15 protein-coding genes and 1 tRNA gene are annotated in these 13,891 nt (G+C 73.9%); 7 read left to right on the plus strand and 9 right to left on the minus strand.

The features are described 5' to 3' along the window. The first annotated feature begins 48 nt into the window (after nucleotides 1–48). Nucleotides 49–915: a dTDP-4-dehydrorhamnose reductase gene (rfbD, locus tag AB0B20_RS00600; protein WP_357385925.1), complete on the plus strand. Its 867-nt coding sequence runs from the start codon at nucleotides 49–51 to the stop codon at nucleotides 913–915. Here rfbD and AB0B20_RS00605 read toward each other — a convergent pair. Together AB0B20_RS00605 and AB0B20_RS00610 are read right to left on the minus strand one after the other, a co-directional pair. Beyond that, the gene (locus AB0B20_RS00605; protein WP_357385923.1) at nucleotides 912–2,366 is read right to left on the minus strand and encodes a sugar transferase; all 1,455 of its coding nucleotides are present in this window, start codon (nucleotides 2,364–2,366) and stop codon (nucleotides 912–914) included. The two genes, rfbD and AB0B20_RS00605, sit on opposite strands and share 4 nt — an antisense overlap. Nucleotides 2,367–2,475: 109 nt before the next feature. Further along, nucleotides 2,476–3,543: an LCP family protein gene (locus AB0B20_RS00610; RefSeq protein WP_357466973.1), complete on the minus strand. Its 1,068-nt coding sequence runs from the start codon at nucleotides 3,541–3,543 to the stop codon at nucleotides 2,476–2,478. A 136-nt stretch (nucleotides 3,544–3,679) separates the two neighbouring features. Here AB0B20_RS00610 and AB0B20_RS00615 point away from each other — a divergent pair, with 136 nt between their 5' ends. Next, nucleotides 3,680–4,717, plus strand: coding sequence for an expansin EXLX1 family cellulose-binding protein (locus AB0B20_RS00615; RefSeq protein ID WP_357466978.1), 1,038 nt, complete (start codon nucleotides 3,680–3,682; stop codon nucleotides 4,715–4,717). Nucleotides 4,718–4,844: 127 nt separating this feature from the next. Here the strand turns inward: AB0B20_RS00615 and AB0B20_RS00620 are convergent, their stop codons facing one another. From AB0B20_RS00620 to bcp, 3 genes are all read right to left on the minus strand, one after another. Further along, complete coding sequence (locus AB0B20_RS00620; RefSeq protein WP_357466981.1) at nucleotides 4,845–5,363, minus strand: GNAT family N-acetyltransferase; 519 nt, start codon at nucleotides 5,361–5,363, stop codon at nucleotides 4,845–4,847. Nucleotides 5,364–5,437: 74 nt separating this feature from the next. Then, nucleotides 5,438–5,513: transfer RNA gene (locus AB0B20_RS00625), tRNA-Leu, on the minus strand. Nucleotides 5,514–5,665: 152 nt separating this feature from the next. Beyond that, nucleotides 5,666–6,136, minus strand: coding sequence for a thioredoxin-dependent thiol peroxidase (gene bcp, locus AB0B20_RS00630; protein WP_357385915.1), 471 nt, complete (start codon nucleotides 6,134–6,136; stop codon nucleotides 5,666–5,668). Between the two features lie 123 nt (nucleotides 6,137–6,259). Between bcp and AB0B20_RS00635 the strand changes: the two genes are divergently transcribed. From AB0B20_RS00635 to AB0B20_RS00650, 4 genes are read left to right on the plus strand one after another with little or no spacing between them, the layout of a single operon-like run. After that, nucleotides 6,260–6,979 (plus strand): energy-coupling factor ABC transporter permease, encoded by a 720-nt coding sequence (locus AB0B20_RS00635; RefSeq protein WP_357385913.1) that lies wholly within the window; start codon nucleotides 6,260–6,262, stop codon nucleotides 6,977–6,979. Beyond that, the gene (locus AB0B20_RS00640) at nucleotides 6,976–7,395 is read left to right on the plus strand and encodes a PDGLE domain-containing protein (RefSeq protein WP_357466984.1); all 420 of its coding nucleotides are present in this window, start codon (nucleotides 6,976–6,978) and stop codon (nucleotides 7,393–7,395) included. Before AB0B20_RS00635 ends, AB0B20_RS00640 begins: the two co-directional genes overlap by 4 nt. Before the next feature lie 2 nt (nucleotides 7,396–7,397). Continuing rightward, entirely contained in the window at nucleotides 7,398–8,168 is a 771-nt protein-coding gene (gene cbiQ, locus AB0B20_RS00645) for a cobalt ECF transporter T component CbiQ (protein ID WP_357385909.1), read from the plus strand. Beyond that, nucleotides 8,165–8,926: an ATP-binding cassette domain-containing protein gene (locus AB0B20_RS00650; protein WP_357466988.1), complete on the plus strand. Its 762-nt coding sequence runs from the start codon at nucleotides 8,165–8,167 to the stop codon at nucleotides 8,924–8,926. Before cbiQ ends, AB0B20_RS00650 begins: the two co-directional genes overlap by 4 nt. A 138-nt stretch (nucleotides 8,927–9,064) precedes the next feature. Here the strand turns inward: AB0B20_RS00650 and AB0B20_RS00655 are convergent, their stop codons facing one another. Genes AB0B20_RS00655 through AB0B20_RS00670 form a run of 4 tightly spaced genes read right to left on the minus strand, consistent with a single transcriptional unit; the run spans nucleotide 9,065 to nucleotide 11,992 of the window. Beyond that, nucleotides 9,065–10,153 (minus strand): hypothetical protein, encoded by a 1,089-nt coding sequence (locus AB0B20_RS00655; protein ID WP_357466992.1) that lies wholly within the window; start codon nucleotides 10,151–10,153, stop codon nucleotides 9,065–9,067. Next, nucleotides 10,150–10,866 (minus strand): thioredoxin domain-containing protein, encoded by a 717-nt coding sequence (locus tag AB0B20_RS00660; RefSeq protein WP_357466995.1) that lies wholly within the window; start codon nucleotides 10,864–10,866, stop codon nucleotides 10,150–10,152. The genes AB0B20_RS00655 and AB0B20_RS00660 overlap by 4 nt, the downstream gene beginning before the upstream one ends. Beyond that, nucleotides 10,853–11,386, minus strand: a complete 534-nt coding sequence (locus AB0B20_RS00665; RefSeq protein WP_357385902.1) for a MauE/DoxX family redox-associated membrane protein — start codon at nucleotides 11,384–11,386, stop codon at nucleotides 10,853–10,855. Before AB0B20_RS00665 ends, AB0B20_RS00660 begins: the two co-directional genes overlap by 14 nt. Before the next feature lie 30 nt (nucleotides 11,387–11,416). Next, nucleotides 11,417–11,992: a sigma-70 family RNA polymerase sigma factor gene (locus AB0B20_RS00670; RefSeq protein WP_357385900.1), complete on the minus strand. Its 576-nt coding sequence runs from the start codon at nucleotides 11,990–11,992 to the stop codon at nucleotides 11,417–11,419. A 221-nt stretch (nucleotides 11,993–12,213) separates the two neighbouring features. Here AB0B20_RS00670 and AB0B20_RS00675 point away from each other — a divergent pair, with 221 nt between their 5' ends. Continuing rightward, entirely contained in the window at nucleotides 12,214–13,881 is a 1,668-nt protein-coding gene (locus AB0B20_RS00675) for a copper resistance protein CopC (protein WP_357385898.1), read from the plus strand. Nucleotides 13,882–13,891 lie beyond the last annotated feature (10 nt).

A 13,891-nucleotide genomic window follows, 5' to 3' on the forward strand; every position in this document is an offset into this window, starting at 1 on the left:
CGTGTGGATGCTGCCGGGCGTCACCGGCGGCGACGCGACCGGCCACCGGTGACCCGGGTGCTGGTCACCGGCTCGGGCGGGATGCTCGGGCGGGACCTGCTCGCCGTGCTGCGGACCCGGCCGGACCTGTCGGTCACCGCCGCCGCCCGCGCCGACCTCGACGTCACCGACGCCCATGCCGTCCGGGACGCGGTGAGCGGGCACGACGTGGTGCTCAACGCCGCCGCGTGGACCGATGTGGACGGCGCCGAGACACGCGAGCGGGACGCCACAGCCGTGAACGGCGACGCGGTCGCCCACCTGGCCCGCGCGTGTGCCGGGTCCGGCACGCGCCTGGTGCACGTCTCCACCGACTACGTGTTCGCCGGGGACGCCACCGAGCCCTACCCGGAGGACGCGCCGACCGGCCCGGTCAACGCGTACGGGCGCAGCAAGCTCGCCGGGGAACAGGCGGTGGCCCGGCTGCTGCCCGAGACCGGGTACGTCGTCCGTGCCGCCTGGCTCTACGCCCCCCACGGGCGCAACTTCGTCACCACGATGCTGCGGCTGGCAGCTGAACGCGACCGGCTCGACGTGGTGGACGACCAGCGCGGCCAGCCCACCTGGTCGTACCGGCTCGCGGAGCGCCTCGTGGCGCTCGCCGACGCGGCGCTCGCCGGCGACGCGGCACCCGGGACGTACCACGGCACCGCCGCGGGTGAGACCACCTGGTACGGCCTGGCCCGCGCCGTCTTCGCCCTGCGCGGCCTCGACCCGGAGCGGATCCGGCCGACCACTACCGACCGCTTCCCGCGCCCGGCGCCGCGCCCCCACTACAGCGTGCTGGCGCACGGCCGGTGGGCCGCCGCGAAGCTGCCGCCGCCGGAGGACTGGCGCGCGGATCTGGCGCGGGCGCTGGCCGGCGACTGCGGCTAGCGGCCGCCGCCCCGGAAGACCTCGGTCACGGTACGCAGCACGATCTTGATGTCGAGCCAGAGCGACCAGTTCTCGATGTAGTAGTTGTCGAACCGCGCCCGGTCCGAGATCGGCGTGTCCCCGCGCAGGCCGCTGACCTGCGCCAGCCCGGTGAGCCCCACCGGGACGCGGTGCCGCATCGCGTACCTCGGGTACTCCACTGTGAACTTCTCCACGAAGTACGGCCGTTCCGGCCGGGGCCCCACCACGCTCATCTCACCGCGCAGGATGTTCCACAGCTGCGGCAGCTCGTCCAGCGAGGTGCGCCGCATGAACCGCCCGATCGGCCCGACCCGCTCGTCGTGCGCGATGGACCAGGTGGTCTGCGACTCGTGCTCGTCGGACGGGCGCATGGACCGGAACTTGACCACGTGGAACGGCTTGCCGTACCGCCCGATGCGCTCCTGGCGGAAGAACACGCCCCGGCCGCCGTCGAGGAACGTGGCGACGGCGCAGAGCAGCAGCAGCGGGCTCAGCGCCACCAGGGCGGTCACCGCGAACACCACGTCGGAGGCGCGCTTGAGCCGCCACCGGGGACCGGTGAGCGTGGTGTCGCCGATCTTGATGATCGGGATGGCGCCGATGTGGTCCGGGTAGCCGCCCTGCGACCGCGACCCCCACAGGCGCGGCACCGCCCACAGGTCACAGCGGGAACTGGCCGGGCGCAGCAGCGCCTCCATCAGGTCGGCCTCGGGACAGTCCGGGTCCGCGATCACCAGGACCTCGCACTCCAGCATGTCGACGAGCTTCTCCAGCTCGTCGATGGTGCCGATGAGCGGAAGCGAGCCGATCCGCGCCCGTGACCGGGCGTCGACAGCGCCGACGAACCGCAGCCCGTACTGCGGGTAGCGGCGCAACAGCCGGGCCAGCTCGCCGCCGATCGGCCCGCCGCCGATGACTATCGCGTTGTGCTCCACCCACCGGCGCCTGCGGGCCAGCAGGATGAGCCGGCTGTTCAGCGCCCGGCCGACGATCACCAGGCCGGCGGAGAGCGCGACGCCGCGCATGAACCCGCTGACGTGTGGCACCGAGTCGTGCCGCAGCGCCGCGATGATCGCCCCCACCGCGCCGGAGGCCAGCAGCCGGCCGCCGAGGCTCGGTAGTTCGTCGAGGATGCTGATGTGCCGCCGCGGCCGGTAGAGCCCGCCCGCGGCGAACAGGCCCAGGGTCAGCGCGGCGTTGAACAACGTGCCACGCCAGTAGTCCTGAGTCAGCAGCAACGGGGTGAGCAGCGCCGCGACGTCGATGGGCGCGGTCACCATCCAGGCCCGCAACCATCGGGTACGCGTCGACGCCCGCGACCCCGCGTACGGCAGCACCGTCGTGGTGTCCATGCCGCTGTCCATCGGCGCGTTCATGGCCGTGCTGGACGGCGGTGCGGGCGGATGCTCGTACGCCGGCAGGCGTGGCATTGTCGATCCTTCCCCGTGACGCCCCCGGCCCGGATACAGAGACCGACGGCGATCGCAGGATACGAGCGGCCCCGCCCCGCCGCCAGCACCGGCATGGCAGATCGACGTCCTACTTTCCGCTGACGGCGAGGATCTCGGGGACCGAGTCGCGGCGGACGGCGTCGAACAGCGTCTTCGAGCGCGCCGGATCGGGGAACACGACACTCTCGCTGCCGACCCGGCCCGTCCCCTTCACCGGGCAGGTGAAGAACGTCAGGTTGCCGCCGCGCAGGCCGCGCATCTCCATCGCGAGATCCACAAGCGACAGTGACTTGTCGACGGCCACGGAGTCGGACGTGGCGCGGACGAACGAGTTGAGCTTGGCCGGGTTGGTCAGCACGCCACCCGACGCGGCCTTGTCCAGGATCGCCTTGATCACCTGCTGCTGGTGGCGGATGCGCGCGAAGTCGCCGTCGGGGAAGGCGTGCCGCTCCCGCGCGTAGTCCAGCGCGGCGGCGCCGTCCATGGTCTGCCGGCCCTGCTTGAACGTCCGGGTGCCGATCAGCGAGTACTTCGTGGTGAAGCCTTTCTCCACGTCGATCTCGACACCGCCGAGCGCGTCGATGATCTCCTTGAATCCGGCGAAGTCGACCATCGTCACGTTGTCCACACGTACGCCGCTGAACTTCTCCACCGTCTGCACCATCAGCGGCACGCCGCCCCAGGCGTACGCGGCGTTGATCTTCGCGTCGCGGCCGCCGCGGCCCTCCTTCGACTTCGGGATCGCCGTCCAGGTGTCCCGGGGGATCGAGATGAGCTGGGCGCTCGCCCGGTCCTTCGGCAGGTGGGCCAGGATGATCGTGTCGCTGCGCGAGCCGCCGGTGCTCTCCGGGTCGCGGGAGTCGCTGCCCAGAATCATGATGTTCATCGCGCCCTTGGCCTCGACCTGTGGCCGCGACTCCTCCGGTACGCCCTCGAAGGCGTCGACCCGCTCGATGGACTTGTCGACCGAGCGGTAGTAGAGGCCACCGGCCACTGCGGTGCCGCCGGTGAGCAGCACCGCGACGAGCAGCACGATCAGGGCGATCCGCCGGCCCCGGCGGCGCCGGGGCGCCTTCTCCTCCGCCGGCGCGCCCGGCTCCACGTCGGAGCCCTGCGAACGCGCGTCGGGGTCGGTGAGCTGGTGGCGATCGGACATGCCGCGATGCTACTGAGTCGCGTCGTACTGTGTGGACCCGCGCGGAGCGTGTCGCCCCGCCTGCGCGCCGCGCCCGGATTAGCTTTCGCTTAGCTCGCTTGTCCGGCGGCTCGCCGGTCCGGCAGCATCGACCGGCGTGACCGACGGCACCCCACCCCACCCGCCGACCACCGGCGACGCGCCCGGATCCGCGGCCCCGGACGGCCGGCGCCGCACCGCCACCGGCCGCCGCCGGCTCGCCGCCGCCGGTCTCGTCGCCGCCGCCGCCGCGGTCGCGGTGACCCTCGCGGTACGCGGTGGCGCCGCCCCCGCCTGCGCCGCACCGCCTCCGCGCGCCGCAATGGCACCAGTGGCCGCTCTCCCGCCCGGCGCCGCCCTGCCGGTGGCCGCCGCTCCGCCCGTCGGCGGCGCGACGCACAGCGGCAAGGCCACCTTCTACGACTCCGAGGGCGCCGGCGGCAACTGCTCCCGGCCCGCGGCGCCCACCGACCGGCTGTACGTCGCGCTCGGCCCGGGCGAGTACGCCTCCGGCGCCTCCTGCGGCGGGTTCCTCGACGTCACCGGCCCGCGTGGCACGGTCCGGGTGCTGGTGATGGACCAGTGCCCCGAGTGCGCGCCGGGTCACCTCGACCTCTCCGCCGAGGCGTTCGCCCGGATCGCCGATCCGGTGCGGGGCGTGGTGAAGGTCACCTACCGCGCGGTGGTGAACCCGTCGCTGCCCGGGCCGCTCACCTTCCGGATGAAGGAGGGCTCCTCGCAGTGGTGGTTCGCCGTCCTGGTCGGCGACCACGGCAATCCACTGCGCTCGGTCGAGGTGCGGCAGAACGGCTCGTGGCGTACGGCGCAGCGGCAGGACTACAACTACTGGCTGATCGAATCGGGGGCCGGCCCCGGCCCGTACGAGATCCGGGTCACCGACGTGTACGGCCACCGCGCGACAGCCGCCGGCATCCGGATGCTCCCCGGTCAGGTGCAGCGCGGCACGACCCGCATGTACGGCGCGAAACCCGCAGCCCGTACCCCCGCCCCGAAGAAGCCGAGCCCCACACCCACCCCCAGCCGGACCCCCACCCCTACCCCCACCCCTTCCCTGACGACGACGCCTTCGTCCTCCAGCCCCGCCCCAGCCGGCACGGCCCCCCTCGTGCAGGCAGCCCCCGCCCCCTGCTCCTGACCCCGCCCCACCCTCGCCTCGCGCGTCGATCTTGCACTTGCGGCCCTTGTTCTGCCCTGGATGTGGCTTTTGCGGGGGCGGAAAGTGCAAGATCGACGAGGTGGGGTGGGTGGGGGGGGCGGCGGGGTCAGGGGAGGGGGAGCCACATGAGGATCTCGTCGCGGGCGTCGGTGGGGGACAGGCGCAGCGCGGCGGGGAGGCGGCCGACCTCGCGGTAGCCGAGGCGCTTGTAGAAGCCGTCCAGGCCGAGGCCGTCGCGGACCGTCACGTGCAGCGCCGCCAGGCCGAGCCCTCGGGCGATCCGCTCGGCCTCGCGCATCAGCGCCGCGCCGTGGCCGCGCCCCTGCGTGCCGGGGTGCACCATGACGCGCTTGAGCACCCGCCAGTGCGTCTTGAGGTGGAACCGGTTGTCGGCGATGATCAGGACCGCCACCAGTCGGCCGCCCTCGTAGCCGGCGAGCAGCCGGTCCGGCCCGTCCGCGATCTCGTCGAGCGTCGAGGTGGCGAGCGGGCGCACGTCGTCGGCCGTCACCGGGGCGACGAAGCCGACGGCGCCGCCGGCGTTCGTCACGTCCACCCAGAGCGCGACGATCTGTTCGCGCAGCTCAGGGGTCAGGTCGGGGTCGAGTACGAAGCGCAGGTCCACGCCCGTAATCCTGCGCGCGGCAGTGCGGCCGGGACCCGCGTTCGTGACCTTCGTGACAGTCGCCGGTGGACGAATGGTAGGGCCGGCGGGATTCGAACCCGCACTGGTGCGGACCTAAACCGCATGCCTCTGCCGTTGGGCTACGGCCCCTCCATGGTGAACACCGTAGTCCTCCACGGCCGTTGCGGCCGACGCGGCGGGCGCCCGCGATCGGAAGCCGGGCGGAAGCCGGTCGGTGTCACAGCCTCCGGATCGTAGACCACATCCGGAGCCACCGAGGCCGGCCCGCCCGCGCGTACGGCTCAGTCGAGGCCGAGATCCCGGCGCAGCTTGGCGACGTGGCCGGTGGCCCGCACGTTGTAGAACGCGTGCTCGATCTTGCCGTCCTCGTCCACCACGAACGTCGAACGGATCACGCCGGTGACCGTGCGGCCGTACATCTGCTTCTCGCCGAACGCGCCGTACGCGGTCAGCACCGCCTTGTCCTCGTCGGAGACCAGCGGGAACGTGATGGCGTCCCGGTCGCGGAACTTGGCGAGCTTGGCCGGCTTGTCCGGCGAGACGCCCACCACCTCGTATCCGGCGGCCTGGAGCGAGGCGAGGGAGTCCCGGAAGTCACACGCCTGCTTCGTGCAGCCGGGCGTCATGGCGGCCGGGTAGGCGTACAGGATGACCTTGCGGCCGCGCAGGCCGGCCAGGGACAGCGTGCCGCCGTCGTCGGTGGGCAGGGTGAAGTCGGGGGCGGGGTCGCCGGGCTTGAGGCGGTCGGTCATGGCGCTGACGATACCGCCGGGCCGGTACGGCCGGCCGGCGGCGACGCGCGGGCGCGGTGACGGCCATCATGAGGTTGTTGCAAGATATTGGCAACAGCGCCTTCCTGGAAATACGCTGAGCGCGTGGACACCCTGGCGATGCACATCTCCAACGGGATCATCAACGGTCCGGTCGCCGCGATCTTCGCGGCTCTCGCCCTCGCCGCGCTCGCCTTCTGCGTGCTGCGGGGCCGAGCCGACCTCGACGACCGGCTGGCCCCGATGGCCGGTCTGGTGGCGGCGTTCATCTTCGCCGTGCAGATGCTCAACTTCCCGATCTTCACCGCCGGGGTCAGCGGGCACCTGCTCGGCGGCGCGCTCGCCGCCCTGCTCGTCGGGCCCTGGGTCGGCGCGCTCTGCGTCGCCGTGGTGCTGATCGTGCAGGCGCTGGTCTTCGGTGACGGCGGGGTGGCGATGCTCGGCCTCAACATCACCAACATGGCGCTTCTCGGCACCGCCGCCGCGTACCTGCTGGTCGCGCTGCTGCTGCGGGTGCTGCCGCGTACCCCGGCCGGGCTGGCGGTCACCGCGTTCGTCTCCGCGCTCGTCAGCGTCGTGGTCGCGTCCCAGGGATTCGTCTTCCAGTACTGGCTGGGCGGCACCACCGACCTCGGCGGTAACCTCGCCGGCCTGGCCGGCACCATGGCCTTCGCCCACCTGCTCATCGGCATCGGCGAGGGCCTGATCACCGCGACCACGGTGGTCACCGTCGCGAAGGTCCGGCCCGATCTGGTGTACGCGCTGCGCGCCCTCAAGCCGGCCACGCCGGCTCCCGCCGTCCCGGTCGCCGGAGGTGCCCGATGAACAAGCGTCACTGGCCGTTCCTGCTCGGCGGCCTGCTGGTGGCACTGGTGCTTGCCGGCGTGGTGAGCAACTACGCCTCGTCGCACCCGGACGGGCTCGACTCGTCGCTGCTCAAGGGCTGCACGGTGAACGCCGACGACGAGATCACCGGCGGCAGCTGCCCGGCCCAGCAGGCGAAGGACCACGAGCTGGCCGACAGCCCGCTGGCCGACTACGGCGTACGCGGGATCGGCAACGACTTCGTCTCCACCGGCCTGTCCGGCGTGCTCGGCGTGCTGCTCACCTTCGCGTTCGGCGGCGGCCTGTTCTGGCTGGCCCGCCGCCGCGGCCCCGCCACGCCCGCCGCGCCCGCCGCGACCACCGCGAGCGCCGACGCGGCGGACGGGGCCGCGACCCCGTCCAGCGGCACCCGCTGAGCATGGGCGCCGGGCACGCGCACGTGCTCTACCGCGAGTCCGGCTCGCCGGTACACCGCCTCCCGCCGGAGGTGAAGATCGCCGCGATGGTGCTGTTCACCATCGCGGTGGTGGCCACGCCCCGGGAGGCGTACTGGGCCTTCGGCGGGTACGCGCTCCTGGTCGCCGTGGTGGCCGCGCTGGCCCGGGTCGGCCCGCGCTGGCTGCTCAGCCGGGCTCTCATCGAGCTGCCGTTCGTGCTGTTCGCGTTCGCGCTGCCGTTCCTCGGCGCCGGGGAGCGGGTCGAGGTGGCCGGGCTCGCCCTGTCCGTCGACGGGCTGCACGGCGCGTTCAACATCCTCGCCAAGGGTACGCTCGGCGTACTCGCGTCGCTCCTGCTGGCGGCGACCACGACGACGCGTGACCTGCTGCTCGGCCTGGACCGGCTGCGGTGCCCGCAGATCCTCACCCAGATCGCCACGTTCATGCTGCGCTATCTGGAGGTACTCGTCGGCGAGGCCCGGCGCATGCGGGTGGCCCGGGTGTCGCGCGGGGACGACCCACGCTTCCTGTGGCAGTTGCGCGGCTTCGCGGCCGGGGTCGGCACGCTGTTCCTGCGCGCGTTCGAGCGCGGCGAGCGGGTCTATCTGGCGATGCTCTCCCGCGGCTACACCGGCCGGATGCCGGCGGTGTGGCAGGGCGCGGGCGCGGCCACCGCCGGCCAGTGGGCGGCCGCCGCGACGGTGCCGGCGATCGCGGCCACCATCGCCGCCGTCGCGCTCGTCCTGCAATGATCGGGTACGTGCGGCAGCCACCCTCCCTGAACGTCGACGGCGTCCGGTACGCGTACCCGGACGGTCACGTCGCCCTGCACGGCGTGGACCTGACCGTGCCGCGCGGCGAGCGGGTGGCGCTGCTCGGGCCCAACGGTGCCGGCAAGACGACGCTCGTGCTGCACCTCAACGGCATCCTCACCCCCACCGAGGGCACGGTGAGCGTCGGCGGCCTGACCGTCACCCGCGACCGGGACACGCTGGCCGAGGTGCGCCACCGCGTCGGCATCGTCTTCCAGGACCCGGACGACCAGCTCTTTCTGCCCACTGTCGCCGAGGACGTCGCGTTCGGCCCGGCCAACCTGGGCCTGCGCGGGGCCGAGCTGGCCGCCCGGGTCGACGAGGCGCTCGCGGCCGTCGGGATGAGCGAGCACCGGGACCGCGCGCCGCACCACCTGTCGTTCGGGCAGCGGCGCCGGGTGGCGGTGGCCACCGTGCTCGCCATGCGCCCGGAGATCCTGGTGCTGGACGAGCCGTCGTCGAACCTCGACCCGGCCGCCCGGCGGGAGCTTGCCGAGATCCTGCGCGCCCTGCCGGTGACGCTGCTCATGGTCACGCACGACCTGCCGTACGCGGCCGAGCTGTGCCCCCGCTCGGTGATCCTGGACGGCGGCCGGATCGTCGCCGACGCCCCCACCGCAGAACTCCTGTCCGACGAGGCGCTGCTGGCCGCCCACCGCCTGGAGCTCCCCTACGGCTTCGCCCCCCGCCCCTCCTGACCCGAGCCGTCCCTCCCCCCGCCCACCCCGTCTGCGGCGATCTTGCACTTTCTGCCCGGGCAGAAAGTGCGAAAGCCGCACCCGAGGGGCAGCAACTGCAAGATCGCGGGGCCAGACCCGGGGGAGGGGCGGCTCGGGTCAGGGCACGGGGGCTGGGTGCGGGGTGGGGCGGGCTGCTCTTGCGGCGGTGCGCAGGCGCAGCAGGCCTGCCGCCACCGCGCCGGCGCCTGTGGCCAGGCCGACCACCACCAGCACCCGGACCAGCACCGCCGGGCCGGCGGCCGGTGGGATCGCGCGGGACAGCGCGGCCAGGTTCGTCGCCCCGGCGAACAGCGTGAGGCAGGCGCCGGCGAGCGCCAGCACGAAGTCGGCGGCCGGGCGGCGGGCCAGCGCGTACCCGCCCGCGGCGAGCGCGCCGAGCCCGGTGAGCAGCGTCCAGATCTGCCCGGTGACCAGCTCGGCGAGCGTCCCACCGACGCCGGGAGCGCCGGTGTCCAGCGCGCGGGCGACGGTGAGCGCCACAGTGGCGGCGCCGCCCAGGGCGAGCAGCGCGCCGACCGCGCGCAGCGCCCGTACCCCGGCGGCGGTGCCGCCCGGCGCCAGTCCCGCCGCGCCGATGAGCAGGAAGCCCAGCGTGGCGGCCACCCACCAGGGGTACGGGTCGGGCGGCGGTACCCAGTCCAGCGTGCCGCGTACCGCTCCGGTGGTGTCACCGGCGCGCAGCGGCACCGTCCAGTCGCGTACCCGGTGTTCCCGGTCCGGGTCGGCGGCGACGGCGGCCGGCGGGGCGTCCTCCCGCCACAGCGTGCGCTGGTCGTGCCAGCGGGCGGTGGGTCCGTCGTCGATCCGCCGCCAGTCGGGCGCGGCGGCCGGGTTCGCCTCGGCGGGCAGCCGGGTCTCCCCGGCCAGCGTCCGGTTCAGGTACGTGGCGGGGGAGCGGGTGTTCTCGTACACGCCGCCCGGGCCGATGCGCAGGTACGGTTCACCGGAGTAGCCGAGCACCGTCACGTCGGCGCCGGTGTCGTTCGTCAGCTCCAGCCGCGCGCCGGCCTCCACCATGCGTGCGGTGAGGCCGGGGCGGTCCGGGTCGACGCCGCTGATCGTGGCGCGGTAGTCGGTGCCGTCGGGCGCGTCCGCGCCGTGTGCGGCGGCCGGGCCGGCGAGTGTGAGCAGTGCGGTGGCCGCGACGGCGAGCACCAGCGCGGCCCGGCGCAGGGGTGCGATCACTTGCCGGCCGCCTCCACCGCTGCCTTGATCCCCTCGGGGCTGCGGTCCCGCAGCTCACTGCCGTTGATCTTGATGGTCGGGGTGCCGGTCACGCCGGCCTTGCTCGCCTCGTCGGTGACGTGCTCGGTCCACGACCGGTACGTGCCGTCGGAGACGCAGGACGCGAACTCGTCCCGGTTCAGCCCGACGCCCGCGCCGACGTCGACGAGTTCGTCGTTGCTGAGCCCGGCGCCGCCCTCCGGCGGCTGCTTGGCGAAGAGCTGCTCGGTGAACTCGCGGAACTTGCCGCCCTTGGCGGCGCAGCCGGAGGCGGCCGAGGAGCGGGTCGAGTATTCGGTGGTGGAGAAGCGGTTGAGGAACGCGACCGGGTGGAACACCAGCTTCGCCTTGCCGTCGGTGACGAGCTGGTTGAGCGTCTCGCCGTTGATCTGCTGGAACTGCTTGCAGGCCGGGCAGAGGTAGTCCTCGTACAGGTCGATGGTGACCGGTCCGGTGCCCTGCACGATGCCGGTGCCGGCGTCGTTGGCCCCGGGCGGGGCCGTGAAATCGTCGGACTTCTGGCTGGAGTAGGCGGCCCAGCCGATGCCACCGGCGATGACGAGCACCAGCACCGCGGCGATCGAGGTCCAGAGCGTCCGCTTGCGCCGCTTCTCCCGGGCGATCTGCTCGCGTACCACCCGGGCCGCGTCCCTGCGCCCCTTACGACTGCTCATCGTCGTCCTCCACCGTGTCGTCGCCCGCCAGCCACCCGTCCACCGAGAACGGGGTGCGGGGCCAGATCAGCAGGAACCCGGCGAGCGCCAGGAACCCGATGTCCCGGAGGATCTCCGGGAGGTAGCTGGGCGTCTGGCCGGCGGCGAGCTGCCCGCCGCTGCCGAAACACCCGCAGTCGATGGCCAGGCCACGGGCCCAGGCCGAGGCGATGCCGGCGATGAAGACCACCAGCAGCGCCGCGGAGACGCCCGCGCTGACCCGGGTGGCCAGCCCGACGAGCAGCAGTACGCCCAGGGCCAGCTCGACGAACGGCAGCGCCGCGCCGATCACGGTGGCCACGTCGTACGGCATCACCTGGTACGCGTTCACGGCCCGGCCGGAGGCGGCCAGGTCGCCGACCTTGGTGCCGCCGGCGATCAGCCACACGGCGGCGAGTCCGAGGCGGGCCGCGACGCCGAGCCAGGGGCGCAGGGCGTGCCAGCCGCCGGCCCGGGGGGAGGGGGAGGGGGTCACAGTCATTCGTCGTCCGAGCGCCATGAAAGGTTCCCGCTATCCGGTCATCGTGTCGCCGACGGCGCCGACCAGCTCGTCGCGGGCGCGTGCCACCCGGGAGCGGATGGTGCCCACCGGCACCCCCTCCACGTCGGCGGCCTCGGCGTACGACAGGCCGAGCAGCTGGGTGAGCACGAACGCGGAGCGCCGCTCGGCGGGCAGCCGGCGGACCAGGTCGGTGGCGCCGAGCTGCCCGGCCGGGTCCGGGTACGGGCGGTCGGTGGCGGCCTGGGCGGCGAGCCGCGCGTCGAGCCGGCGGCGGCGCACCACCGTCCGCAGGTGGTCGGCGCAGGCCCGCCGGGCGATCCCGAGCAGCCAGGTACGCACGCTGGAGCGCCCCTCGAAGCCGGACAGCGCCCGGAACGCCCGCAGGTAGGTCTCCTGGGTCAGGTCGTCCGCGCTGTCCGGGTCGACGAGCGCGGCGGCGAAGCGCCACACCTCGGCCTGGGTGGCCCGGACGAAGGCGGCCTGCGCGTCGCGGTCCCCGTCGCGGGCGGCCAGCGCCCAGCCGGTGGCCGCGTCCCGAGCGGCGTCGGGGCGGTCGGCGGCGGTGTCGCGCGGGCCGGGGATCACGTCACCCGAGGTTACGCGGCGTACCCGGACGGGACAGGGTCCTTCGACCCATTCCGTGGTCCCGCACACGCCGGGAACTTTTTCCCGCCGCCGTCCGACTACCCACCCATGACATCCGAGCAGGCCCGGCGTGGCGCGTGCCGTCGAGGCGGCCGCGCGCCCGGCCACGCCCACCGGAGACCGGCTCGCCGGACCCGGCCCGGTTCGGGAACCATGGCGGCATGACTGCTGCCGTACGCCGCCCGTCCCGGGTCGTCGCCGCCCGCTCCGGTGCCGTCGCCGGGCTGCTGCTCCTGCTGGTCGCCCTGCTCCTCGTCCCGGCCACCCCGGCCGCCGCACACGCGGTCCTGGTGAGCAGCAGCCCGGCCGCCTCCGCCGTGGTTCCCGAGGCGCCCGCGCAAGTGGTGATCACGTTCAGTGAGGGCGTCCGCAAGGTGCCGGGGAAGGTACGGGTGATCGCCCCCGACGGCTCGCGCGCCGACCGCGGCGAACCGACCTTCCGGGGCGCCGAGGTCACCATCCCGGTGGACCCCTCCGGGGGGCGCGGCACCTACCTGGTGAGCTACCGGGTCATCTCGGCCGACAGCCACCCGGTCTCCGGCGCGTTCACCTACTCGGTCGGGGCGCCGTCCGAGCCGCCCACCGACAGCGGCTCGGACAACCGGGCGAACCCGGTGACCGAGACCGCGGTGAAGGTGGCGAAGTACGCCGGCTACGTCGGGTTGCTGCTGCTCGTCGGTCCGGCGCTGGTGCTGGCCGCGCTCTGGCCGGGCCGGCTCTCCCGCCGGGGGCCGGCGCGGCTGGCCTGGACCGGGCTGGGCCTGCTGGCGGTGGCGACGGTGGCCGAGGTGTGGCTCCAGGTGCCGTACGTCAACGGCGGCGGCCTGTTCGACGTGACCGGCTCCGGCCTGGGTGACGTGCTGGGCAGCGCCTACGGCACCACGCACCTGGTCCGGCTGGGCCTGCTCGCCGCCGCCGCGTTCCTGCTCCGGCCGCTGTTCGCCGGTCCGATCGGCCGTACCGACGGGATCATCCTGGCCGTCCTCGGCGGCGCGGCGCTGTTCACCTGGCCGCTGGCCGGGCACGCCGCGGCCTCGCCCGCGCCGGCGGTCTCCGTGATGGTGGACGCGGTGCACCTGGGCGGCATGGCGGTCTGGCTGGGCGGTCTGGTCATGCTCGCGGTGTTCCTGCTGCGCAGGGCCGACGAGCGCGAGCTGGACGCCATCCTGCCGATCTGGTCCCGGTGGGCCGCGCTCGCGGTGGCCGCGCTGCTGCTGGCCGGCACCGTGCAGGGGCTCATCGAGGTGGCCAGCCTGGGGGCGCTGTTCGACACCACGTACGGCCGGCTGCTGCTCGCCAAGATCGCGCTGTTCGCGCTGGTGATCGGCGTGGCCGCGTACTCCCGGGCGCTGGTGCGGCGGCGGGTGGCCGCCGGCCGGCCGGGCGCGATGCGGCGGGCCGTGGTGGCCGAGCTGGTGATCACGGCGGTGGTGCTCGGCGTGTCCGCGACGCTCGTGCAGACCACCCCGGCGCGCACCGCGACCGCGAATGTCGCCGGTGCCGAGCAGGGCTACTTCTCCGCCACGCTGAGCAGCCCGATCTACTCGCTGGAGGTCCAGTTCGACCCGGCCGAGACCGGGAACAACACGCTGCACCTGTACGCCTACACCAAGGACAGCCGCCCGCAGCCGGTGCAGGAGTGGAAGGTGACCGCCGCGCTGCCGTCGGCCGGGATCGAGCCGATCGCCGTCCCGCTGCTGCCGTTGAGCGACAACCACGCCACCGGCGAGGTCAACCTGCCGGCCCGAGGCGACTGGCAGTTGCGCATCACCGTCCGTACCACCGACATCGACCAGGCCACGGTGACCGCCACCGTGCCGATCAAGTAACGGAAGGTCC

This window comes from Micromonospora sp. NPDC049151 (assembly GCF_040648395.1).
Lineage (GTDB): Bacteria > Actinomycetota > Actinomycetes > Mycobacteriales > Micromonosporaceae > Micromonospora.